The 21621-nt window shown below is 61.5% G+C and carries 21 protein-coding genes, 1 tRNA gene, 1 rRNA gene and 1 pseudogene; 16 read left to right on the top strand and 8 right to left on the bottom strand.

Translation table 11 applies throughout. The annotated features are described in order from the left end of the window. Positions 1 to 179 precede the first annotated feature (179 nt). Both rrf and ACN5AZ_RS12165 read left to right on the top strand, forming a co-directional pair. A 5S ribosomal RNA gene (rrf, locus tag ACN5AZ_RS12160) occupies positions 180 to 294 on the top strand. Positions 295 to 402: 108 nt separating this feature from the next. Then, positions 403 to 479 (top strand) — tRNA-Met (locus tag ACN5AZ_RS12165). 419 nt (positions 480 to 898) lie between these two features. Here the strand turns inward: ACN5AZ_RS12165 and ACN5AZ_RS12170 are convergent. Both ACN5AZ_RS12170 and ACN5AZ_RS12175 read right to left on the bottom strand, forming a co-directional pair. Next, a pseudogene (locus ACN5AZ_RS12170) lies at positions 899 to 1136 on the bottom strand (transposase); the annotation flags it as partial. Positions 1137 to 1318: 182 nt separating this feature from the next. Beyond that, on the bottom strand, positions 1319 to 2404 hold the full coding sequence (locus ACN5AZ_RS12175) for a polyamine ABC transporter substrate-binding protein (RefSeq protein ID WP_419429163.1): 1086 nt from the start codon (positions 2402 to 2404) through the stop codon (positions 1319 to 1321). Between the two features lie 122 nt (positions 2405 to 2526). Here ACN5AZ_RS12175 and ACN5AZ_RS12180 point away from each other — a divergent pair, with 122 nt between their 5' ends. The 3 genes from ACN5AZ_RS12180 (at position 2527) to rpiB (ending at position 5260) form a co-directional block, all read left to right on the top strand. Then, positions 2527 to 3189, top strand: a complete 663-nt coding sequence (locus tag ACN5AZ_RS12180; protein ID WP_419429164.1) for a GntR family transcriptional regulator — start codon at positions 2527 to 2529, stop codon at positions 3187 to 3189. Positions 3190 to 3333: 144 nt separating this feature from the next. Beyond that, entirely contained in the window at positions 3334 to 4737 is a 1404-nt protein-coding gene (locus ACN5AZ_RS12185; RefSeq protein ID WP_419429165.1) for an aspartate aminotransferase family protein, read from the top strand. Between the two features lie 73 nt (positions 4738 to 4810). Beyond that, entirely contained in the window at positions 4811 to 5260 is a 450-nt protein-coding gene (gene rpiB / locus ACN5AZ_RS12190) for a ribose 5-phosphate isomerase B (RefSeq protein ID WP_419429166.1), read from the top strand. Between the two features lie 70 nt (positions 5261 to 5330). Here rpiB and ACN5AZ_RS12195 read toward each other — a convergent pair whose 3' ends face one another. Continuing rightward, positions 5331 to 6149 carry a sulfotransferase family protein gene (locus ACN5AZ_RS12195; RefSeq protein ID WP_419429167.1) on the bottom strand — a complete coding sequence of 273 codons (819 nt, stop codon included), beginning with the start codon at positions 6147 to 6149 and terminating at the stop codon, positions 5331 to 5333. 158 nt (positions 6150 to 6307) lie between these two features. On the opposite strand from ACN5AZ_RS12195, the gene ACN5AZ_RS12200 reads away from it, so the two are divergent. Continuing rightward, a complete protein-coding gene (locus tag ACN5AZ_RS12200; protein WP_419429168.1) occupies positions 6308 to 7885 on the top strand; it encodes a DUF5928 domain-containing protein in 1578 nt (525 codons plus the stop codon). A 6-nt stretch (positions 7886 to 7891) separates the two neighbouring features. Here ACN5AZ_RS12200 and pssA read toward each other — a convergent pair whose 3' ends face one another. After that, a complete protein-coding gene (gene pssA, locus ACN5AZ_RS12205; RefSeq protein WP_419429169.1) occupies positions 7892 to 8671 on the bottom strand; it encodes a CDP-diacylglycerol--serine O-phosphatidyltransferase in 780 nt (259 codons plus the stop codon). A 1-nt stretch (position 8672) separates the two neighbouring features. Continuing rightward, complete coding sequence (locus tag ACN5AZ_RS12210; protein WP_419429170.1) at positions 8673 to 9356, bottom strand: phosphatidylserine decarboxylase; 684 nt, start codon at positions 9354 to 9356, stop codon at positions 8673 to 8675. A 134-nt stretch (positions 9357 to 9490) separates the two neighbouring features. Between ACN5AZ_RS12210 and ACN5AZ_RS12215 the strand changes: the two genes are divergently transcribed. The 5 genes from ACN5AZ_RS12215 (at position 9491) to ACN5AZ_RS12235 (ending at position 14228) form a co-directional block, all read left to right on the top strand. Then, the gene (locus ACN5AZ_RS12215; RefSeq protein WP_419429171.1) at positions 9491 to 9859 is read left to right on the top strand and encodes a histidine triad nucleotide-binding protein; all 369 of its coding nucleotides are present in this window, start codon (positions 9491 to 9493) and stop codon (positions 9857 to 9859) included. A gap of 174 nt (positions 9860 to 10033) precedes the next feature. Next, the gene (locus ACN5AZ_RS12220; protein WP_419429172.1) at positions 10034 to 10213 is read left to right on the top strand and encodes a zinc-finger domain-containing protein; all 180 of its coding nucleotides are present in this window, start codon (positions 10034 to 10036) and stop codon (positions 10211 to 10213) included. Between the two features lie 87 nt (positions 10214 to 10300). Beyond that, on the top strand, positions 10301 to 13096 hold the full coding sequence (gene polA, locus ACN5AZ_RS12225) for a DNA polymerase I (protein WP_419429173.1): 2796 nt from the start codon (positions 10301 to 10303) through the stop codon (positions 13094 to 13096). A 79-nt stretch (positions 13097 to 13175) separates the two neighbouring features. Then, positions 13176 to 13652, top strand: a complete 477-nt coding sequence (locus tag ACN5AZ_RS12230; protein WP_419429174.1) for a twin-arginine translocation pathway signal — start codon at positions 13176 to 13178, stop codon at positions 13650 to 13652. Next, complete coding sequence (locus tag ACN5AZ_RS12235) at positions 13653 to 14228, top strand: ferric reductase (protein ID WP_419429175.1); 576 nt, start codon at positions 13653 to 13655, stop codon at positions 14226 to 14228. Here ACN5AZ_RS12235 and ACN5AZ_RS12240 read toward each other — a convergent pair. From ACN5AZ_RS12240 to nth, 3 genes are all read right to left on the bottom strand, one after another. Continuing rightward, entirely contained in the window at positions 14225 to 15403 is a 1179-nt protein-coding gene (locus tag ACN5AZ_RS12240; protein ID WP_419429176.1) for a S8 family serine peptidase, read from the bottom strand. The genes ACN5AZ_RS12235 and ACN5AZ_RS12240 overlap by 4 nt on opposite strands. Positions 15404 to 15523: 120 nt before the next feature. Beyond that, on the bottom strand, positions 15524 to 16513 hold the full coding sequence (locus ACN5AZ_RS12245; protein WP_419429177.1) for an adenosine kinase: 990 nt from the start codon (positions 16511 to 16513) through the stop codon (positions 15524 to 15526). After that, complete coding sequence (gene nth / locus ACN5AZ_RS12250; protein WP_419429178.1) at positions 16510 to 17154, bottom strand: endonuclease III; 645 nt, start codon at positions 17152 to 17154, stop codon at positions 16510 to 16512. Before nth ends, ACN5AZ_RS12245 begins: the two co-directional genes overlap by 4 nt. A 126-nt stretch (positions 17155 to 17280) precedes the next feature. On the opposite strand from nth, the gene ACN5AZ_RS12255 reads away from it, so the two are divergent. The 5 genes from ACN5AZ_RS12255 (at position 17281) to ACN5AZ_RS12275 (ending at position 21621) form a co-directional block, all read left to right on the top strand. After that, positions 17281 to 17853: a TetR/AcrR family transcriptional regulator gene (locus ACN5AZ_RS12255; protein WP_419429179.1), complete on the top strand. Its 573-nt coding sequence runs from the start codon at positions 17281 to 17283 to the stop codon at positions 17851 to 17853. Positions 17854 to 17870: 17 nt separating this feature from the next. Continuing rightward, positions 17871 to 18731, top strand: a complete 861-nt coding sequence (locus ACN5AZ_RS12260; protein WP_419429180.1) for an SDR family oxidoreductase — start codon at positions 17871 to 17873, stop codon at positions 18729 to 18731. An 83-nt stretch (positions 18732 to 18814) separates the two neighbouring features. Then, complete coding sequence (locus tag ACN5AZ_RS12265; RefSeq protein WP_419429181.1) at positions 18815 to 19174, top strand: hypothetical protein; 360 nt, start codon at positions 18815 to 18817, stop codon at positions 19172 to 19174. A gap of 137 nt (positions 19175 to 19311) precedes the next feature. Further along, positions 19312 to 20718 carry a PepSY-associated TM helix domain-containing protein gene (locus ACN5AZ_RS12270; RefSeq protein ID WP_419429182.1) on the top strand — a complete coding sequence of 469 codons (1407 nt, stop codon included), beginning with the start codon at positions 19312 to 19314 and terminating at the stop codon, positions 20716 to 20718. 102 nt (positions 20719 to 20820) lie between these two features. Further along, a complete protein-coding gene (locus ACN5AZ_RS12275) occupies positions 20821 to 21621 on the top strand; it encodes a methylated-DNA--[protein]-cysteine S-methyltransferase (protein ID WP_419429463.1) in 801 nt (266 codons plus the stop codon).

Consider the following 21621-nt stretch of genomic DNA (forward strand, 5'->3'; position numbering starts at 1 on the left):
CGGTACTAATGGTCCGATAGGCTTGATTTGATCCAGTAACAGCAAGGTTCCAAACGAACCGTTACCAGATACAAGCATACACACAACGTGTACAAAACCTGGACAACACGCACCCCGAAAACCGGGGCGCGACGTGATTGATCAGACGTTCCCCGGGAACGTCTTCTGGATCTTCTCGGTTTGGTGGACATAGCGAAAGCAAGACACCCAGTTCCATTCCGAACCTGGCCGTTAAGTGCTTCTACGCCAATGGTACTGCGTCTTAAGACGTGGGAGAGTAGGTAACCGCCAAACCTAGTAGATCCAGACAATCCTCTCTAAACGATGCGATACGCGCACTTCCATAAAACACGAAGTGCTAGACACGTGCAAAGCCATGCGGCCAATGCACAATCAAAGTGTCGCGGGATGGAGCAGCCCGGTAGCTCGTCAGGCTCATAACCTGAAGGTCGTAGGTTCAAATCCTACTCCCGCAACCAAATCCAAAGTCAAACATAAGTAAGCGGTGCGCCGCTCCCACACTTACAGCATGACGCCCGATCTGCGATTCAGAGGCTTCTTTGATCTGTGGGGAGTAGCTCAGTCTCCTTTGTTGCAGGAAATGCTATCAAAGGAGCGGCATCAAACCGCGACAGGTCCAGTTTGGTTGACCGCCGCCTGTAGACGCGCGGATCAATCCCGGCCAAGGCGCACGCCCGTAGCTTTTCTCTGTCATGGCCCAGTCCACGGCTCGTCGCCTTGCACCGGGCTTCAGAAGGGTCCGCAGGCTCACTCGAACGCATGGCGTTCGCCTGTCCCATTTCCAGCATTTCCTTCAGTGTGGCCACGTCAAGCATGTGCTCCGCGAGCGTTGTTCAGGGCAAACGCCCCACTGGGGACTTTGCTGATCCCTCCAACTCTTCAGCTTTGCGTTCTCAGTCTCCAAGGCCTTTAGCCTCTTGGCTTCGGGCACTTCCCTCTCACACATGCTTTGCATGTGTTGCCGGGGCAATGCATGCCGCCATACTTCGAGCGCCATTTGTAGAAAGTGTCATCGCTGAGACCGTGCTTGCGGCACAGCTCTTCGCCCCAAGCCCAGCCTGATGCTCATTCAATATCCCGATAATCTGTTCGTCGCTGAAACGGCTTCTCTTCATCGTCTGTCTCCTCGTTTGGAGAACAGGCTAACTCAGAACACCGGACTGTTCAGGGGAGCAGGTCAATTCCACTCCGTTTCTGGCAGGCAGTTAACGCCGATGGCATCGGCTCCGGCGGCGGTGGAAATGGAAAAAGCCCCACGCGTGGCGTGGGGCTTTGCAAGTTTCTGTACAGCCTCGAATTAGGTGCCGGATTTAATGGTGGTCCACAGGCGGGTCACTACGCGCTGAACCTTGGGCGGGTAGGGCGTTGTGGTGTAGGTGTTTTCCATGGTCGCCTCGTCGGGGTAGACGGCGGGATCACCGATCACGTCCTCGTTGAGGAATTCCTGCGACGCCTTGTTGCCGTTGGCGTAGTAGACGTAGTTCGATGCGGCGGCCATGTTCTCGGCATTCATGATGAAGTCGAGGAATTTATGCGCGCCGTCCGGGTTGGGGGCATCGACCGGAATCGCCATCATGTCGAACCACATCTGAGCGCCTTCGGTCGGGATGATGTATTCCACTTCGACGCCGTTGTCCGCCTCGGCGGCGCGGTCGCGGGCCTGCAGCACGTCGCCGGACCAGCCGACCGCCACGCAGATTTCGCCATTGGCCAATGCGTTGATGTATTCCGAGGAATGGAATTTCTGGATGTAGGGGCGGACGGGTTCGTAGACCGCTTCGGCCTTGGCAATGACGTCGGGGTCATGGCTGTCGGGGTCTTCGCCGATGTAGTTCAGAGCCGCGGGCAACATTTCAGCCGGAGCGTCGAGGAAGTGGACACCACATTCGGCAAGCTTTTCCATGTTCTCGGCTTTGAAGACCAGATCCCAGCTGTTCAGGGGGGCGTCTTCGCCGAGCAGTTCCTTGACCTTGGGGACGTTCACGCCGATGCCGGTGGTGCCCCACATGTAGTTGATCGCATGGGCGTTGTCCGCGTCATATTTGGCCGTCCGGTCGGAGATCACATCCCACATGTTGTCGAGGTTCGACAGCTTGGATTTGTCGAGCGGCTGGAAAGACCCCGCTGCGATCTGGCGCTGCAGGAAGGTGCCGGTGGGCACAACCACATCGTAGCCGGAACCGCCTGCGAGCATCTTGGTTTGCAGCAGTTCGTTGCTGTCAAAGACGTCGTAGACCAGATCGATGCCGGTTTCCTGCTCGAACTTTTCCAGCAGAGCTTCGTCGATGTAATCGGACCAGTTGTAGACGCGCACCTCTTCGGCGTGGGCCAGTCCGGCCATCAACGCCGCAGATGCGGTCAGGGTCATCAGTGTCTTTGTCATGAGAATCTCCCGTGGGTCGCGGGGCGTCTTTCGGCCCGTGCGGAATTTTGATCATAAGTTGCATGGTCTGGCAACTTCGGCGATGCTTTGGCAGGGAAAAGACAGGTAAGGGTCGGCGGTTTATGGTGAAACACGAGGCAGAGCGCGGCACAGGCGCGGGTGTTCCGGTGCATGAACAGGTGTATCGTGATCTGCGCGATCTGGTGCTGTTCGGCGTGCTGGCCCCCGGTGAACCTGTCACGATCCAAGGTGTCGTGGATCGGTTGGGGGCGGGGATGACGCCGGTGCGCGAGGCCTTGCGCCGGCTGACGGCGGAGGGCGCGCTGGAGAGCCTTGGCAACCGCCGGATTGTGGTGCCTGTGCTGGATGCCGATGCGGTCGAGGATTTGACGGAGGCGCGGCTGGCGATCGAGCCACGTTTGGCCGCTCGCGCGGCCGAGCGGATCACGCCAGACCAGATCGCTGTGCTGCGCGAGATCGATTCGCGACTGGATCGCGGTATCGCGCGGGGTGATGTCGAAGTTTACCTCCGGGAGAATCATGCGTTCCACGCGGCGCTGAACGCGCAGGCTGCGGCCCCTGTGCTGACATCGCTGACAGAGAGCCTTTGGCTGCGGTTCGGTCCGTCGCTGCGGGTGGTCTGTGGTCAGGAGGGGACGCGCTCCATGCGGGATTTGCATAAGGAATTGCTCGACGCGCTGGACGCAGGGGATACTGCGGCGGCGGCGGAAGCGGTGGCAGGCGATGTTCGTCAGGGGATGGAGATGATCGCCGCCGCTGTTTGAGGTGTCGGTCGCGCGGAGCTGTTTGCTGCGCAAAAGCGCCCCGCCCGCCCGGGGCGATCCCGTTTCGGGGTGTCATGTTACGGGCCAGATTGACTTTGGATAATTTGATCATATTCTCGGCGCCAACCTTGAAGGAGGCTCCTGATGACGATCCTGACCCCCAATTCACCGACCGCAGATTTGCAGGCATTGGATGCCGCACACCACATGCATCCCTTCACCCACGGCGCCGAATTGGGCGGCAAGGGCGCGCGGATCATCACCCGCGCGGACGGCTGCTGGCTGAATGATTCCGAAGGCAACCGCATTCTGGATGCCATGGCCGGGCTGTGGTGTGTGAACATCGGCTATGGCCGCCCGGAGCTGGCCGAGGCCGCCGCGCGCCAGATGCGCGAACTGCCGTTCTACAATACGTTTTTCCAGACCAGCCATGTGCCGGCGATCAACCTTGCAGCGCGCCTGGCCGAGCTTGCCCCGGGCGATCTGAACCATGTGTTCTTTGCCAATTCCGGGTCGGAGGCGAATGACACCAACCTGCGTTTGGTGCGGACCTATTGGCAGGAGAAGGGGCAGCCGGAACGCAGCCATGTGATCTCGCGCTGGAACGGCTATCACGGGTCGGCCATGGGGTCAGGTTCGCTTGGCGGGATGAAGGGGATGCACGCGCAGGGCGGCATGCCCATTCCGGGCATTCACCACATTGACCAGCCTTATTGGTACATGGAAGGCGGCGATATGACGCCGGAGGAGTTCGGGCTGGCCCGCGCGCAGCTGTTGGAGGAGAAGATCCTTGAGCTTGGTGCGGATAAGGTCGCGGCCTTTATCGCGGAGCCCATTCAGGGAGCCGGAGGCGTTATCGTGCCGCCCAGCACCTACTGGCCGGAAATCCAGCGTATCGTCGACAAATACGGCATCCTGCTGATCGCGGATGAGGTGATCTGTGGCTTTGGCCGCACGGGCGAATGGTTCGGCTCGCAAACGATGGGGATCCGCCCCGATATCATGACGGTGGCCAAGGGGCTGTCCTCTGGCTACCAGCCGATCGGGGCGTCGATCGTGTCCGACGGGGTGGCCAAGGTCATTGACGGTGTGGAGTTCAACCACGGCTACACATATTCGGGGCATCCCGTGGCCTGTGCCGTGGCGCTGGAAAACCTGCGGCTGCTGGACGAAGAGGGCATCGTCACCACCGCTGCCACCGACGTGGCGCCTTATCTGAAGGAAAAGTTCGAAGGGCTGATGGATCACCCTCTGGTCGGCGAGGCGAGCATTGTGGGGCATATGGGCTCGATCGCGCTGACACCGGACAAGGCGTCGCGCGCGAAATTCGCAGGCGAGGGCGGCACCGCAGGGTTTATCACGCGGGAGCGGTGCTTTGCCAACAATCTGATCATGCGCCATGTGGGCGACCGGATGATTATCTCGCCGCCGTTGGTGATCTCGAAAGAGGAGGTCGACATCCTGATCGAACGGGCGCGGCTGAGCCTTGATGAGGCGCATGCGCAGTTGCAGGCCGAAGGACGTATGATCGCCATTCCCACCGTTTGAACGGGGTAGGAAAAGCAGGGGGCGTCGTGGTAAAGGCACCGCGACGCCCCTTTTTCATGCAAAGAGATCCACCATGTCCGAGAACAAGCGTATCGTTCTGTCCAGCGACCACGCCGCCATCGCGCTGCGCCAGCAGATCGCGCAACACATCGAAGCGAAGGGATGGGAAGCGGTCGACATCGGCCCGACCACGCCTGAGAGCACACATTACCCGATCCATGGGCAGGCTGCAGCGGAGCGGGTGGCCTCGGGGGAGTGTCGGTTCGGCATCATCCTGTGCGGCACCGGCCAAGGCATCATGATGGCCGCGAACAAGGTCAAAGGCATCCGTTGCGGTGTTTGTGCGGACGAGTTCTCTGCCCGGATGATCCGCGCGCATAACGACGCACAGATCCTGTCGATTGGCGAACGGGTCGTGGGTCCGGGCCTTGCGCTTGCGATTGTGGATGCGTTTCTGGAGACGGAGTTCGAAGGCGGGCGTCACGGGACGCGGGTCGATCTGATCAAGGCGATCGAGGCCTGAAACACGGGCGCCCGACCATTGGCCGGGCGCATTTTAGGTATTTGAGCCAAGAAAAAGCAAAGGCGTGCGGTCAGTCGCCGAGCTTTGCGTGGACTTCGTCGAGGTCGATTTCCGCGATGGGCATCTTGTTGCCCGGATTTTCGAAGTCGTATTTGAACAGGTCAAAATCGCGTTTGTAGATTTCATAGACCAGATGCATCGACAGATCGTCGAAGTAGTCTTCGACCGGGTGGGCGCGTTTCGGACCGTGGCCTTCGGATTCGTTGAAACGCGGGATGGCCGAGAGGTCGACGTTGTGCGGCGTCTCGATGGCGTCGAGCACCTGTTGCATGCCGTCGTTGAATTGCTCGGTCCAGAAGATCTTGTTGTAGCGGCCGCCGTTGACGATGAAGGTCGAGACGTGGCCGGACATGGCGGACCAGTGGATGTCAGGCTCCATCGGGCGGCGCCAGCGGATGGTGTCGCGGGTGAACAGCAAGAAGCGGCGGAAGCTGCGGATCTGGTCGAAGTCGTCTTTGCCGTCGTCGCCGCCGACCTCGATCCCGTATTTCTGGATCAATAATGGCACGAGATTGCCACGGTAGCGGCGGCCATTGCGCTGGATGCCGCAGATCTTGTCGAAGAAGGACGACAGGATGCGTGTGTAGGGGTTGCGCACGCAGGTGAAGGCGTAGGAGGCGCGGGTTTTGACGTTTGCGTTGATCTTGGGCTGGCTGTCTTCGATGGCCCATTTGTGCATGCCGCCCGTGGCGTCGTGAATATCGCCGTCGAAGAATTCGCCGTGATCAGAATAATACATGATTTGACCGATGGTCGAGCATGCGCATTTCGGCACCACGCGGTATACGACGCTTTCGCTTTCGGTCATCCAAGTTCCGGGAAAGCCCATTGTCTTGCCTCTGGCTGCCTGTTCTTTTTGCTTTTCGGATCGTTGTACCCTAGGACCCGTTCCTATGCGAAATAACCCTAAAATGACGGTTTATTCAATGGGCGTTCATCTTTAGTAACGTAAACAATCACACCTTTACGGGGTAGACCGTTTCCCAGATGGCGAAGATTGCCTTTATCCTGCTGTGCCACAAGGACCCTGACGCGATCATCCGTCAGGCCCAAAGCCTTACGGCTGCGGGGGATTATATGGCGATCCACTTCGACGCCTCGGCGCGGCCAGAGCATTACGCGCAGATCCGTAAGGCATTGAGAGACAACCCGAATGTCACCTTTGCCAAGAAACGGATCAAATGTGGCTGGGGGGAGTGGTCCTTGGTGGCGGCGACGCTGCATGCGGTTGAAGCCGCAGTCGATGCATTCCCGCGCGCCACGCATTTCTACATGCTGTCGGGTGACTGCATGGCGATCAAATCGGCGGAATACGCGCATGATTTTCTGGATCGCCATGACAAGGATTACATCGAGAGCTTCGATTATTTCCAATCGGACTGGATCAAGACCGGTTGGAAGGAAGAGCGGCTGATCTACCGCCATTGGTTCAATGAGCGCACGCAAAAGCGCAGGTTTTATGGCATGTTCGAGCTGCAAAAGCGGCTGGGGCTGACGCGCGAAATTCCGGCGGATATCGATGTGATGATCGGGTCGCAGTGGTGGTGTCTGCGGCGCCGGACCATCGAATGGATCATCGATTTCACGAAGCGTCGGCGCGATGTGATGCGCTTTTTCTCGACCACCTGGATCCCGGATGAGACGTTTTTCCAGACCTTGGTGCGCCATTTGGTCCCTGAGGGAGAAATTGAATGCCGGACGCTGACGTTTTTGATGTTCACCGAATACGGCATGCCGGTGGTGTTCTATAACGATCACTATGACCTGTTGCTCAGTCAGGACTTTTTGTTCGCGCGCAAGATCTCTCCGGAGGCGCAGGAGCTGAAGCGTCGGCTGGGGGTGCTCTTTTCGACCGAGGGCGCGAAGTTCCAGATCTCTAACGAGGGGCGGTCTCTGTTCAAGTTCCTGTCGGGCAAGGGGCGCATCGGTCGCCGATTTGCCCCCCGCTTCTGGGAGAAGGAATCGTCGCTCGGTCGGGAGCGCGAGCTGCTGATCGTGGTTTGCAAAAAATGGCACGTGGCCAAACGTCTGGTGGACCGCATTCGCCAGATGACGAACATCCCGTGTGTCGAATATCTGTTTAACGAGGAATCCTGCCATTTGCCGGATCTGGGGGGCATCCAGTCCACCATGGGCAAGCGTCACAGGCATCGGCGGGCTTTGATGCGGATGCTGTTCGACTATTACGACACAGACCGCTTGGTGGTCTGTATGGATCCGGCCAATCTGGATCTGCTCGAGGATTTCGGGCGCGACCGGTCAACGACTCGGTTTCTGGAAATCGAGTGCCAGTTCTCGGACGATTACCTGATCGGCCACGCGATGCGTGTGGGGCTGGCCGGTGATCGCACACCGCGGGAAACCATCGAGCGTTTGCTGCCCACAGTGCGCAATGACATGACGCATGAAAGCGACCGGATGCGGGATGCGGAGTTCGAGCATCACAATCACATGCGTGAAATTGACCCGACCGAGGTGAATGCGCGTGCGGTGGCCGAGTTCCTGACCGTGCCGACGAGCACGGCGCATGACATCGTCAAGCTCGACCACCTGTTTGCGGATTGATCGGGGTCAGCCGAACAGGCGACCCCGTGCCTTGACCAAGGCCCAGAGGATGACGGCGAGATACGCCAGATCCACAATCACCAGAAGGGCCCAGGGCCGGGTGAACAAAAGCCCCATGGCCACGACGATGGCGAAGAACAACACCGCGACCATGCGGCGGGGCACTTTGACGCCCTTGGGCGAGGGGGTGTGGAGGTTGGAGATCATCAGCGCCCCGACAAAGGCGAGCCAAGCGCTGACCAGCACCGGGGCCGCACCGATGGGCAGCACGTCGATATAGGACAGAAAGACCGGCAGCAGCCCAAGCAGCGCACCGGCGGGCGCGGGCACGCCCACGAAGTGGCGTTTGGGGGCGTCGTTAGGGTCAGCCTGACCGGACATCACGTTGAAGCGCGCCAGACGCAGACAGGCAGAGACCGCAAAGATCAGCGCGAAGATCCAGCCAAGGCCGCGCCATTCGCCGAGGTGCACCTCGTAGACCAGAATGGCGGGGGCCACGCCAAAGCACAGAAAGTCCGACAGGCTGTCGAGCTGGGCGCCCATTTCCGATTGCGCCCCCAGACGCCGCGCCAGAAGCCCGTCGAACAGGTCCGCCAGCGCCGACAGCATGATCAGGAACACCGCCCAGCTGTAGTGCCCTTCGAGCGCGAAGCGGATGCCCGTCAGTCCGAAACACAGGCCGATCAGGGTCACCATGTTCGGGATCAGCAGGATCAGGCTGACTTCGCGCTGCGCTTTGGAGTCGCTTGCGGTCTGGTCGTCGAGGTCGTCGGGCTGCTGGCTCATCTCAGCGCTCGGCAATCTGGCCGGTCAGGTCGGCGATCACGGTTTCGCCCGCCACCATGGTCTGGCCGATGCGGACGGTGGGGGTGACGCCCTCGGGCAGGTAGATGTCGAGACGCGAGCCAAAGCGGATCAGGCCAAAACGTTCGCCACGTTCCAGCGTGTCGCCCTCGGCGGTCCAGCACAGGATGCGGCGGGCCACCAGACCTGCAATCTGGACAACACCATAGCGGCGGCCATCGGGCAGGGTGACGGCAAGACCGTTGCGTTCGTTGTCCTCGGACGCTTTGTCCAGCGAGGCGTTGAGGAATTTGCCCGGGCGGTAGGCGACCTTGTCGACCACACCTGCGGTGGGCAGGCGGTTCACATGACAGTTGAATACCGACATGAACACGGAGACGCGCACCATCGGCTGATCGCCAAGGCCCAGCTCGGCGGGCGGCACAGCCGGCTCCAGCAGCGAGACGATGCCATCGGCGGGCGAGACCATGATGTCATCGCGGGTGGGGGTGGCGCGTTCGGGATCGCGGAAGAAATAGTAGACCCAGACAGTCAGCCCGACACCGATCCAGCCGAGCGGCTCCCAGATGAGGAACAGCACGAGGGTGATCGCCGCCGCAATGGCGACGAACTTGCGGCCCTCGGGGTGCATGGGCTTAATGAAGGTGGACATCATGGAAACGGACATGGGAACCTCTGGTCTGTATGGGCATGTACCTAGAGAGAAACGCAGCAGAAGCAAAGTGCTGCTTCGACGCGAGATGGTTGCGCCTGCCTGCGGAATGGGCCTTGATGCGCGAAACGGACCTATAGGAGGCGCAGATGGCCCATAGCTATGACGACCAGAACATCTTTGCCAAGATCTTGCGCGGGGAGATCCCGAACCAGACCGTGCTGGAGACCGAGCACAGTCTGGCCTTTCGCGATATCCAGCCGCAAGCGCCCACTCATATTCTGGTGATCCCCAAGGGGCCTTATGTCTGTTTCGATCACTTCGCGCAGACGGCGTCGGATGCAGAGATCGTCGATTACATCCGCGCGGTGGGTGAGGTTTGTCGCATGGAGGGCTTGGAGGTCGACGGTTGGCGGTTGATCGCAAATGCGGGCCGAGACGGGGTGCAGGAAGTACCGCATTTGCACGTCCATGTGCTGGCAGGGCGCACATTGGGCCGGATGCTGCAGCCTGCCTGAGCGGTCAGGCGTGCCATGTCTTGCGGCAGGCTGCCCGGTGGGCCGCCTGCCGGATGCCTCCGGCGGAGGTATTTTTACCAAGAAAAAACCAAGGCGCGACAAGATCTCTGTCGCGCTTGCCCCGTGGGCGGGCTTGGCTCATATAGCGGTAAGAGCTTTGTGAAAGGGATGTTCATGACCATCGAGGCCCCCGAAACCCGTATTGTGCATGCGTACCGTGTTCCCTGTGACGGCGGCGAGGGCGCGCTGGGGCATCCGCGCGTCTGGTTGCAGATCCCCGAAGAGGTGGGTTTTGTCGAATGCCCCTATTGTGATGCCAAGCTGGTGCACAAGGATTTCGAGGGCAAGGTCTGAGCCGCCCTCAGGCGGTTGTGACAGTCGGGTCTGGCGTCCCGTCCTGTGTCGTGGCACATCTGGCGCAAACCTCAAGGAGCGCGCGACATGGCATTCGGCAAGGGCTGTCACCTGCATCTGATCGATGGATCGGCTTATATCTTTCGGGCGTTTCACGCGCTGCCGCCGCTGACGCGCAAGTCCGACGGTTTGCCCATCGGTGCGGTGAGCGGCTTTTGCAACATGCTGCAGCGCTATGTCGAGGAAAACGCAGGCCCCGATGCGCCCACGCATGTGGCGGTGATCTTTGACAAGGGATCGCATACCTTCCGCAACGATCTGTACGATCAGTACAAGGCCAACCGCGAGGCCATGCCGGAGGATCTGCGCCCCCAGATCCCGTTGACGCGTCAGGCGACAGAAGCCTTTAACATCGCGTGCAAGGAAATCGAAGGCTTTGAAGCGGACGATATCATGGCGACGCTGGCGTGTCGGGCGCGTGAGGCTGGCGGGCGTGTGACCATCCTGTCGTCTGACAAGGATTTGATGCAGCTTGTGGGCGACGGGGTCGAAATGCTTGACCCTATGAAGAACAAGCGCATCGACCGCGAGGGAGTGTTCGAGAAGTTCGGTGTCGGGCCGGAGCGGGTCGTGGATGTTCAGGCGCTCGCAGGCGATTCGGTGGACAACGTGCCGGGCGCGCCGGGGATCGGGATCAAAACGGCGGCGCTTTTGATCAATGAGTTCGGATCGCTCGAGGAGCTTCTGGACCGTGCCGAGGAGATCAAACAGCCCAAGCGCCGCCAGACCCTGATCGAGAAGCGCGCGCAGATCGAGTTGTCCAAGAAGCTGGTCCAGTTGGACGAGGGCATGGATCTGCCCTTTGGTCTGGATGATCTCGAGGTGCGCGCGCCGGAGCCTGATGTGTTGTTGGGTTTCCTGACGGATATGGAGTTCCGCACCCTGACAAAGCGCGTGGCGGACCGTTTCGGACAGGAGGCCCCGGCGATTCCGGAGCCCAAAGCCGTGGAAGCCGAGACCAGCGCACCGGATTGGCCCGCAATCGATGCCGCGGCTTATGAATGCGTGCGTGATCTGGATGCCTTGGCGGGCTGGATCGCCCGCGCGCAGGAGGTGGGCAGTCTGGCCGTGGATACCGAAACCACCGGACTGAACGATATGCTGTGCGAGCTGGTCGGGGTGTCTTTGGCGGTGGCGCCGGGCGAGGCTTGCTATATCCCGCTGGCCCATCGGGCCGAAGGCGGTGACGATCTGTTTGGCGGCGACGCGCTTGCCGAAGGGCAGATCCCGATGCAGGCGGCGCTGGATGCGCTCAAACCCCTGTTGGAAGATCCGGCGGTTCTGAAAATCGGTCAGAACATGAAATATGACGCAAAGGTTTTGTCGCGCTACGGGATCGAGATTGGGCCGATCGATGACACGATGCTGATGTCCTATGCCTTGAACGCGGGGCAGCACGGGCATGGGATGGACACCCTGTCGGAGCGCTATCTTGGGCACACGCCCATTCCGATCAAGGATCTGCTTGGCTCTGGCAAGAGCATGATCACCTTTGACCGCGTGCCGATCGACAAGGCCACCGGCTATGCCGCCGAAGACGCTGACATCACCTTGCGGCTGGCGCTGACCTTCCGGCCGCAGTTGCACCGTGCCGGTGTGAGCCGCGTCTACGAGACGCTGGAACGGCCGCTTGTGCCGGTGCTCAAACGTATGGAGATGACCGGCATTGCCGTGGATCGTGATGTGCTGTCGCGGATGTCCAATGCCTTTAGCCAGAAGATGGCCATGCTGGAGGAAGAGATCCACGCCTTGGCGGGGGAGACATTCAACGTGGGCTCCCCCGCGCAACTGGGAGAAATCCTGTTTGAGAAGATGTCCCTGCCCGGTGGCAAGAAGGGCAAAACCGGCAAGTATTCCACCCCTGCAGATGTGCTGGAGGATCTGGCGACCGAACACGACCTGCCGGGGCGCGTGTTGGACTGGCGGCAACTGTCCAAGCTGAAATCGACCTATACCGACGCCCTGCAGGAGCATATCAATCCCGATACGGGGCGCGTCCATACGTCTTATTCTATTGCGGGGGCGAACACGGGGCGTTTGGCGTCGAATGATCCTAACCTGCAAAACATTCCGGTCCGGTCCGAGGAGGGCCGCCGCATCCGCGAGGCCTTTGTCGCGCCCGAGGGCAAGGTGCTTGTCTCGCTCGACTACTCGCAGATCGAATTGCGTATTCTCGCCCATATGGCGGGGATCGAGACGCTGAAGCAGGCGTTCCGCGACGGGCAGGACATCCACGCCATGACCGCGTCGGAGATGTTCAACGTGCCGATGGACGAGATGACCAGCGACATTCGCCGTCAGGCCAAGGCGATCAACTTTGGCGTGATCTACGGCATCTCGGGCTTTGGTCTGGCGCGCAATCTGCGCATCCCGCGTGCCGAGGCGCAGGGGTTCATTGATCGCTATTTCGAACGCTTCCCCGGCATCCGTCAGTACATGGATGACACCAAGGCCTTTGCCAAGGAACACAAGCGGGTCGAAACCCTGTTTGGCCGCCAGATCCACACGCCCGAGATTGCCGCCAAGGGGCCGCGTGCGGGCTTTGCCCAGCGGGCCGCGATCAACGCGCCGATCCAGGGAACGGCGGCGGATATCATCCGGCGCGCCATGGTGCGGATGCCGGACGCGATTGCTCAGCTTCCCGCGAAGATGCTGTTGCAGGTGCATGACGAGCTGATCTTCGAGGTCGAGGCCGGCGCGGTGGATGATCTGATCGGCGTGGCAAAAGACGTGATGGAGAACGCCTGTGATCCCGTGCTGAAGCTGGATGTGCCTTTGGTCGTGGATGCGGGGCAGGGGGCCAACTGGGCCGAGGCACACTGACGTCACAAAGACGTGGGGGGCCTTCGTTCCGGACACGGGAGGCGCTATGTTTTGTGGCGTCACTGCCGGAGGGTTTCCCATGCTGTCACGACGAACGTTTCTGTCTTCTGCGGGGGCTGCACTGCTGATTGCGGCCTCTGGTTTGCGGGTGCCTGCGCGGGCGGCCGGGCTGGCCCCGACCCCGTCGATGCGCAGCGGCGCCAATAATTATCGCCCCGGAGCGCCCATCGTGGACCGCATCGGCAATGGTGGGTTCATGATGACCGGAACGGTGCGGCGAGCCGGGGATGGCACGCCGCTGGCCGGGCAACGCATTCAGATCTGGGCCCATACAACCGAAGGGCATGAACGGGATCCCGCAAGCCATGGGGCCACGCTGACCGATGCAAGCGGCGTGTTCCGGCTGGAGATGCCGCAGATTGTCCCCGCTTTCGGACAGGCGCATGGGCATCTGGCCTATGACAGTGGTGATTTCAAAACCGTGTTCCTGCGGCCTGTGATGGCCGATCCCCGTGCAACCAGCCTGCAGGCTGACTTTGTGTTGCAACCTGCCTGAATGCGGGCGGCGCTGATCTGGTCCGCTGTGGCGGTGATTTTGATGCTGCCATTGGCGCAAGCGGCCGTCAGCCCGCTGATGGCGTGGCGACAGCCGGTCTATATCGCCGCCAGTCTTGCGGGTGTTCTGGCGCTGGGCGTGATGGTGCTGCAGCCTTTGTGGATCGCCCAAGTCTTGCCTGTCCGGCGCATTGGTCTGTGGCACAGGTGGGGCGGTATTGCCCTGCTCGCTTTGGTGCTGGCGCATGTCGCGGGTCTATGGCTGACCAGCCCGCCGGATGTGGTCGACGCGCTGTTGCTGCGTGCGCCGACGTGGTTTTCGGTTTGGGGCGTTCTGGCGCTTTGGGCCGTCGTTTTGGCCGCAGGTGTCGCTGTGTTGCGGCGCAGGCTTCACCCCCGCAGGTTTCGGGCTGTGCATATAGGTGCGGTAAGCTTGGCCGTGGGGGCCACAGTGGCCCACGCCGCGTTGATCGACGGCACCATGGCCTCATCAGGGAAGATCGTGCTGGGCTTGGGCGTCCTCTTTGGTTTGGCGGCAGCGCTTTGGCGGCGCAAGGCATGGCGTCTGCTGCGTTAGCCTTGCGGAACCTGCACCATACCGTGACCGCGTTCCGTCCGGCTAAGCGCGGCGCAGGGGCCGCTGTCCTTGGCGGTCTGGATCAGCCGATTTGCCAGTTTGTTGGCATTGACCGTCTCGCCCGTGTTGCGCATCTGTTGCAGCCAAAGCGCGGCGGCCCCCGCCACATGGGCTGCCGCCATGGAGCTGCCGTTCAGGGCCCGCGACTCCCCACCCAAAGCCGCAGATGTGATTCCGACGCCCGGCCCGACCAGTGCGGGCGAGAGGTTGGAAAAATGCGCAAGGCTAAAGGTCTCGCCATCGCTGGCCACGGCACCAACGGCCAGAACCCGCTCTGACGCGGCGGGGGCCGAGGGGCCGGTCTCAAAATCATCCGCGATAAAGCGCAGGCTGTCGTTTCCAACGGCGGCGATCGTCAATGGCCTGCGCGCGACGGGCAGCATCAGCGTGACCAGCTCGAATAGGCGCAGGTTCCCGCGATAGGCGTTCACCGCGGCGGTGTTGGCCTGCACCAGCGGAAAGCCCTGCTCGACCAGTGCAGACACCTGCGCCGCGATGTCAAAGCTGAGCGCGAACATGGCGATATCGGCGGATTGATCCACGGCCCACATAAAGGCCTCCATGAAGGCGCCGGTGCAGCCCAACCCGCTGTCGGACAAGGTCTTGGCCACCATCAGATCGGTGATGCCACGCGCCACGCCGATACGGACGCCACCCAGATCACGGCCGAGGATCGTCCCCGCGATATGGGTGCCATGGCCGTTGGCATCTGTGACGCCGGTGCCGACAAAATCGCGGGTGACAAAGCCCACCCCGTCAAAGGCGGGGTGTTGTCGGTCGACCCCTGTGTCCAGCACGGCCATGCGGCAGCCTGCGCCGTCCCATGGGCACTGGTCTGCCCCGATGGCGGTTACGCCCCAGCCGGGGGCGGTGGCTTGCGCATCCATTCCGTCCACCGGTTCCGGCTGCACCAATCGGGTGGGCATGGTCGGACAGACGGCAAGGCAGTCGGGATCGGTCATGGTTGCGCGCAGCGCATCGGGAGACAGGTCTGCAGTCTCTATTACCGGATCACCCGAAAGGCTGCCCCCCGCAGGCGCGATAAAGGGGGCCGTCGGACCAGTGGTCCGACGCCAGACCTTGGCGCGATCACGTAGGACAATGTATCTGGTCATCAAAACCCCGGCCCAAAATTACTGCCAGAAGTTTAATGCCTGAAGCGCGATCACTCAAAGGTGGTGGTCGTGAAATCGGCGTGAAAAACACGCGATCTCACGTCACCAAAGGACTGCGGGTCAGATCAGATCGGCGGCTTTGAACAATTCGGAGACGCTTGCCTCTGGGCGGGGGCCCATATGGCCGATGACTTCGCCGCCCGCGATGGAGCCCATGCGCCCGCATGTCTCCATGTCGCGGCCGGTGATCATCCCGTACAGAAAACCGGCGGCGAACTGGTCGCCCGCGCCGGTGGCGTCCACCGGCACGACCTTGGTCACTCCAACGTCGGTGCGTTCGCCATCCTTGATAATCGTCACGCCGTCGCCCGAGCGGGTGCAGACCACCAGCGGGCAGATCGCGGACACTGCCGCGAGATCCGCATCCAGATCGTTGTTTTGGTAGAGCGAGCAGATCTCCGCCTCGTTGCCGATGACAAAATCCATCTCTTCCGCGATCAGTTTCAGAAAATCGTCGCGGTGGCGTTCGACGCAGAACGGGTCCGAGATCGCGATGCCGGCCTTGCCACCGGCGGATTTGCAGGCGCGCGCGGCCTTCAGAAATGCCTCTTTGCCCTTGTCTTTGTCGAACAGATATCCTTCGAGGAAGATCACCTCGGAATCGGCGGCGACATTTTCATCCACGTCGTCGGGACCAAGCTCGGACGACACGCCGAGATAGGTGTTCATCGATCGCTCGCCATCCGGCGTGACAAAGATCATGCTGCGCGAGGTGGGAAGCTCGGCCTCCGCCTCGGGGGCGTTGACGAAGGCGATCCCCTCGTTCGTCATGGCATCCGCGTAGAAGCGGCCCAGGGCGTCGTCCTTGACCCGGCCAAAGAACGCGGTCCGCAGGCCAAGCGCGCCTGCGCCCGCCACGGTGTTCGCCAGCGACCCGCCGGGAGTTTGGACGCGGTTGCCCATCGCGCCATACAGGGTTTCGCCCCGCTCGCGTTCGATCAATTGCATGATGCCCTTTTCGATCCCCATATGATCGAGAAAGCTGTCGTCGGCGCGTGCGATGACATCCACAACGGCATTGCCGATTCCGGCGAGCTGGTACTTTTTCATTCGGTCTTTTCCTCGAACTGGCACAGGTCGCGTATCAGGCACGCCTTGCATTTCGGTTTACGCGCGACGCAGATGTAGCGTCCATGCAGGATCAGCCAGTGGTGCGCGTGTTGTTGAAAATCTACGGGAATGTGGTCTTCGATGGCGCGTTCCACAGCAACCACATCTTTGCCGGGGCAGATGCCCGCACGGTTCCCGACACGGTAGATATGTGTGTCCACGGCCTGCGACGGGTAGTGCCACCACATGTTCAGCACCACATTCGCGGTCTTCCGTCCGACGCCCGGCAGGCTTTCCAATGCAGCGCGGGAACAGGGGACCTCGGAATTATACTGATCCACCAGAATCTGGCTAAGTTTTATGACGTTTTTGGCCTTGTTGCGGTACAGGCCGATGGTCTTGATGTGCTCGATCACCCCATCAAGTCCCAGCGCCAGCATCTTTTCCGGCGTATCCGCGATCTGGAACAGCTTTTCGGTGGCTTTGTTCACACCGGCATCGGTCGATTGCGCAGACAGCGCCACCGCCACCACCAGCGTATAGGCGTTGGTGTGGTTCAGCTCGCCCTTGGGTTCGGGCTCTGCCTCGCGAAAGCGCGTAAAGACCTCGCGCAGGGTGTGATAGTCCATCTGCTTTGCCATGACGGGCGTAATGCCCGCTGGCGGCCAATCCCGCAAGTCTTGGGGCTCACAGGAAGGTGAATGTCGCACCTATTGATAATGAATGTTCATTATCATATTTGGTACCTGTATCAAGAAGGACACCACATGCCCCGCCTGACCAAGGATGAAACCCGCCTGAAACTGCGCAATGCTGTCGTGTTCGAGGCCGTGGACAAAGGCTTTGCCGCCTTGTCCGTGGGCGATGTGGTCAAGCGTGCGCAGGTGTCGGCAGGAACGGTCTATGTGCATTTCGACAACAAGACCGACATGCTGCAACAGGTGTATATGGATCTGAAGCGCCAGTTCCACGGGGCGGTCACGCGGCAGCGCGACATCACCCCCACACGGGACATGATTCGCGCCATCTGGTTCGACATGTTCGACTGGATCGCAGAGCGACCGCGTGATTTTCTGTTTCTCGACCTCGGGGCGGCGGCGCGTCTGCTGACCGAGGCGCAACAGGCCGAAGCGGATGCCTTCGCCGACGATATTGCCGCGCTGTTGCGGCGCGGGGTCGAGGACGGAACGCTTGCCCCGCTGGATACCAAACTGCTGTCGCTGCTGCTGACCGCGCCTGCCATGCAGATGGCGCGCGGCGCGGTGATGCGCGGCCAACCCATACCCAAAGACAGCGTAGAGCAGACGTTTGACCGCGTCTGGCTGTCCATCGCGGCCTGACCCGCAAAGGAATTACCATGAGCAAGATCATACTTATCACCGGCACATCGACCGGACTGGGCATCTCCGTCGCGGTGCAGGCCGCACAGGCGGGCCACACGGTCTATGCCACCATGCGCAATACGGCCAAACGTGCGCTTCTGGACGCGGCTGCGGAGCAGGCAGGTGTGTCGCTTAATGTGCTGACGCTGGACGTGCAGGATCAGTCCAGCATCGACACGGCCGTCGATCAGATCATCGCCTTGCACGGGCGGATCGATGTTCTGGTGAACAATGCAGGCCAAGGGTTTGTGCGCACGATCGAACAGGCCACAGAGGCGGAGATCAGCCGCGTTATGGACATCAACCACATGGGGGTTGTCCGCACGATCAAGGCGGTGATCCCGCATATGCGCGCGGCGCGTTCGGGCCATATCGTCAATATCACCTCCGTCGGCGGGCTGGTAGGACAGCCATTTAACGAGATCTACTGCGCGGCGAAATTCGCGGTCGAAGGTCTGACAGAAGCCATGGCCAGCTATCTGACACCGGCCTTTGGCATTCGGTTCACCGCCGTTGAACCGGGGGGCATCTCGACAGAGTTTGCGGCAACGGTGCTCAAGCAAATCGAGGACACGGGCGGCATGTTCGACGATGAGTATCTGCCCGTTCTGCAGACCTATATCGGGGGCGCGCAGTCGCGGATGGGGGCGGGCGCCTACCAGACACCGGATGAGGTGGCCCAAGTGGTGATGTCCGTCATCTCTACCACACAGCCGCCTTTGCGCATCCGCACCTCTGACTGGGCCGAAGAGCTGACGCGCTTCAAGACCACAACCGACCCCGACGGCAGCAAACAACAAGAGATGATCGTCTCCCGCTTTCTGGGCGATCTGTAAGCCCCGTATCGGCGTGCTGCGGCCTTTGGTCATGGCGCGCCTTTTCGCTTTGAGATGGAGCAACATGCGGGTAGGACAGCCGCATGTTGCACGGTCTGTTCCGTCTTTCCCTTCTGTGTGCCGTGATCCTCGGCATCGCGCTGCCGAAATCCACGGCGGCGCTTGTGGCGTTGGGGCTGAGCCGTGCGCAGATCATCGTGATCTGTACCGGCGAGGGGCTGCGCACCATCACGCTGGATGCCAACGGTAACCCTGTTGCCGAGGATGAGACCGACGGCCACCTGTGTCTGATGGTGCATGCGGTCGATGGCGGCAGCGCGCCGGATGTGACGCACCCTGTGGCGCTGTCGCGGGACGTTGCCCTGACCCTGCCTTTGACGGTGACCGATGCCACGCGGCTGCCGTTGCATGATGCCGCGCCCCGCGCGCCCCCGTTGTCGTGATTGCCTGACATTTCCTGACATCACGACACCGGCCAAAGCGTGTCTTTGGCGCAATAGGGGTATTCCATGACCTTCTTTCCAATGCCGCGCGCCGCGCGGACCCAATCCGTTTGCCCGTCCTTTGCGGAGGCAAGCCAATGACCACTGATACCAAATCCAAATTCTACCGCGCGGTGTGGCGCTGGCATTTCTATGCGGGGCTGTATGTCATTCCGTTCTTTCTGATGCTCGCCATGACCGGCATGACGATGCTGTGGATCGCTTATCTGGACGGGCGCGATGGCGAGCGTATCTCCGTCATCCCTGCGGAGGCGCCGCTTGCGCTGTCGGCGCAGGTGGCCGCTGCGCAGTCGGCCTATCCTGACGGGACGGTTGCACAGTATATCGCGCCGCGCGCCGGTGATCTGGCCGCGATCTTCCGCGTCAATACGGCAGAGGGGCCGATGATGGCAGTGGTTGATCCCTACACCGCAGAGGTGGTCAGCACCTTTGCCCGTCGCAGCGGCTGGTACGACACGATGGACAACATCCACGGCACCTTGTTGCTGGGCGTGACGGGTGACCGGATGATTGAACTGGCGGCGTCTTTGGGCGTGATCCTGTTGGCGACGGGGCTGTACCTGTGGTGGCCGCGCGACGGGCAGGGGCTGCGCGCGCTGTTGCCCCGGCTGGGGGCGCGGGGGCGCAGCCTGTGGAAATCACTGCACGCCACCGTGGGGATCTGGGTGTCCGTGGTTCTTCTGGCGTTTCTGATCTCGGGGCTGGCATGGGCCGGTGTCTGGGGCGGCAAGCTGGTCCAGGCCTGGTCGAGCTTTCCCGCCGGTAAATACTCGGGCATTCCCGTCAGCGATATCAGCCACGCAGAGGCGCTGAACGGCGGCACCAAGGAGGTCCCTTGGGCACTGGAACAGACGCCGATGCCTGCCTCTGACGCCCATGCAGGTCACGGCGACCATAGCGAGTCCCCCGCCAGCGGCGCCTCTGACCAAAGCGCGGGCCTGCGTCCGAGCGTGGATCAGGTCGATGCCTTCGCCCGCCAGATCGGTTTCGCCGGGCGATACCAGTTGAACTGGCCGCAAGGCGACACCGGTGTCTGGAGCCTGAGCCGCGATTCCATGTCCACCGACAGCCGTAACCCGACATCGGACCGGATCGTGCATCTGGATCGCTACCGCGGAGAGATCCTCGCCGATGTGGGCTATGCCGACTATTCCTTGATGGGCAAGGCTATGGCCGTGGGCATCGCGCTGCATATGGGGACCTTGGGGTTGTGGAGCGTTCTGGCCAATACACTGGTGTGTTTGGCGGTGATCTTTCTGTCTGTGTCGGGGATTGTTCTGTGGTGGAAGCGCCGTCCGGCAGGCGGTCTGCGACTGGCAGCCCCGCCAGCACCGCGGGACATGCCGCAGTGGAAAGGCGCGGTGGCGGTTGCGCTGGTGCTAAGCCTTGCCTTTCCGCTGGCCGGTGTGGCTTTGGCTGCCGTGCTGCTGCTGGACGCGCTGGTGCTGCCGATTTTGCGGATTCGACCTGCACAAAGCGCATAAAACGGATCGTGCGCCTGCCTTTGTCCCGCTACTGTCGGGGCAAAGGAGACCCAAGCCGTGACTGTTCTGCCTGAAAACACCGCCAGCTATCACTATCAGATCATGGGCCGCGCCATCGAGGCGGTGGACCGGCTGGGGCCGCAGGCGACTTTGGACCAGTTGGCGGCGGAAATGGGCATGTCCACCGCCCATTTCCAACGTCTGTTCAGCCAGTGGGCGGGCGTGTCGCCCAAGCGGTTGCAGCAGTATTTCACGCTCGGCCATGCCAAACGGCTGCTGCAGAACCGCTTTACCACGCTGGACACCGCCCATGCGACGGGGCTGTCCGGCGGCGGGCGGCTGCATGATCTGTTCCTGCGGTGGGAGGCGATGAGCCCCGGCGATTTTGCCCGTGGCGGTGCCGGTTTGACGATCCACTATGGCTGGTTTGACAGCCCCTTTGGCCCTGCGCTGGTGATGGGGACGGATAGGGGGCTCTGCGGGATCGGCTTTGGAGCCGAATGCACCGAGGCAGAGGCCATGGCCGATCTGTGCGGGCGCTGGCCAAATGCCAGCTATGTCGAGGCGCCGGACCGGCTGGCCCCTTGGGTGGATGCGGCCTTTGGCAGGCAGCAGGCCGAGGTGCCGCTGTTTCTGATTGGCGCGCCCTTTCAGATCAAGGTCTGGGAGGCGCTGATGCGCATTCCGTCGGGCCATGTCACGACCTATTCCGAAATCGCGCAGGCCATCGGCACGCCGCGCGCAGTGCGGGCCGTCGGCACGGCGGTGGGGCGCAATCCGATCAGCTATCTGATCCCCTGCCATCGGGCCTTGCGCAAATCCGGCGGCTTGGGGGGCTATCACTGGGGACTGCCGGTGAAACGTGCCTTGTTGGCCTATGAGGGCGCGCGGGCGGATGCCTGA

This window comes from Sagittula sp. SSi028 (assembly GCF_048553715.1).
In the GTDB taxonomy this organism is placed as follows: domain Bacteria; phylum Pseudomonadota; class Alphaproteobacteria; order Rhodobacterales; family Rhodobacteraceae; genus Sagittula.

Coding starts and splice junctions, on each gene's coding strand:
- ACN5AZ_RS12195 (WP_419429167.1), bottom strand. CDS start 6,149: ATGGGCTTTCCCGGAACTTGGATGACCGAAAGCGAAAGCGTCGTATAC.
- nth (WP_419429178.1), bottom strand. CDS start 17,154: ATGGCAAAGCAGATGGACTATCACACCCTGCGCGAGGTCTTTACGCGC.
- rpiB (WP_419429166.1), top strand. CDS start 4,811: ATGTCCGAGAACAAGCGTATCGTTCTGTCCAGCGACCACGCCGCCATC.
- ACN5AZ_RS12240 (WP_419429176.1), bottom strand. CDS start 15,403: ATGACCAGATACATTGTCCTACGTGATCGCGCCAAGGTCTGGCGTCGG.
- ACN5AZ_RS12185 (WP_419429165.1), top strand. CDS start 3,334: ATGACGATCCTGACCCCCAATTCACCGACCGCAGATTTGCAGGCATTG.
- polA (WP_419429173.1), top strand. CDS start 10,301: ATGGCATTCGGCAAGGGCTGTCACCTGCATCTGATCGATGGATCGGCT.
- ACN5AZ_RS12230 (WP_419429174.1), top strand. CDS start 13,176: ATGCTGTCACGACGAACGTTTCTGTCTTCTGCGGGGGCTGCACTGCTG.
- ACN5AZ_RS12270 (WP_419429182.1), top strand. CDS start 19,312: ATGACCACTGATACCAAATCCAAATTCTACCGCGCGGTGTGGCGCTGG.
- ACN5AZ_RS12245 (WP_419429177.1), bottom strand. CDS start 16,513: ATGAAAAAGTACCAGCTCGCCGGAATCGGCAATGCCGTTGTGGATGTC.
- ACN5AZ_RS12220 (WP_419429172.1), top strand. CDS start 10,034: ATGACCATCGAGGCCCCCGAAACCCGTATTGTGCATGCGTACCGTGTT.
- ACN5AZ_RS12255 (WP_419429179.1), top strand. CDS start 17,281: ATGCCCCGCCTGACCAAGGATGAAACCCGCCTGAAACTGCGCAATGCT.
- ACN5AZ_RS12260 (WP_419429180.1), top strand. CDS start 17,871: ATGAGCAAGATCATACTTATCACCGGCACATCGACCGGACTGGGCATC.
- ACN5AZ_RS12275 (WP_419429463.1), top strand. CDS start 20,821: ATGGGCCGCGCCATCGAGGCGGTGGACCGGCTGGGGCCGCAGGCGACT.
- ACN5AZ_RS12200 (WP_419429168.1), top strand. CDS start 6,308: ATGGCGAAGATTGCCTTTATCCTGCTGTGCCACAAGGACCCTGACGCG.
- ACN5AZ_RS12265 (WP_419429181.1), top strand. CDS start 18,815: ATGTTGCACGGTCTGTTCCGTCTTTCCCTTCTGTGTGCCGTGATCCTC.
- ACN5AZ_RS12235 (WP_419429175.1), top strand. CDS start 13,653: ATGCGGGCGGCGCTGATCTGGTCCGCTGTGGCGGTGATTTTGATGCTG.
- ACN5AZ_RS12210 (WP_419429170.1), bottom strand. CDS start 9,356: ATGTCCGTTTCCATGATGTCCACCTTCATTAAGCCCATGCACCCCGAG.
- ACN5AZ_RS12180 (WP_419429164.1), top strand. CDS start 2,527: ATGGTGAAACACGAGGCAGAGCGCGGCACAGGCGCGGGTGTTCCGGTG.
- ACN5AZ_RS12215 (WP_419429171.1), top strand. CDS start 9,491: ATGGCCCATAGCTATGACGACCAGAACATCTTTGCCAAGATCTTGCGC.
- pssA (WP_419429169.1), bottom strand. CDS start 8,671: ATGAGCCAGCAGCCCGACGACCTCGACGACCAGACCGCAAGCGACTCC.
- ACN5AZ_RS12175 (WP_419429163.1), bottom strand. CDS start 2,404: ATGACAAAGACACTGATGACCCTGACCGCATCTGCGGCGTTGATGGCC.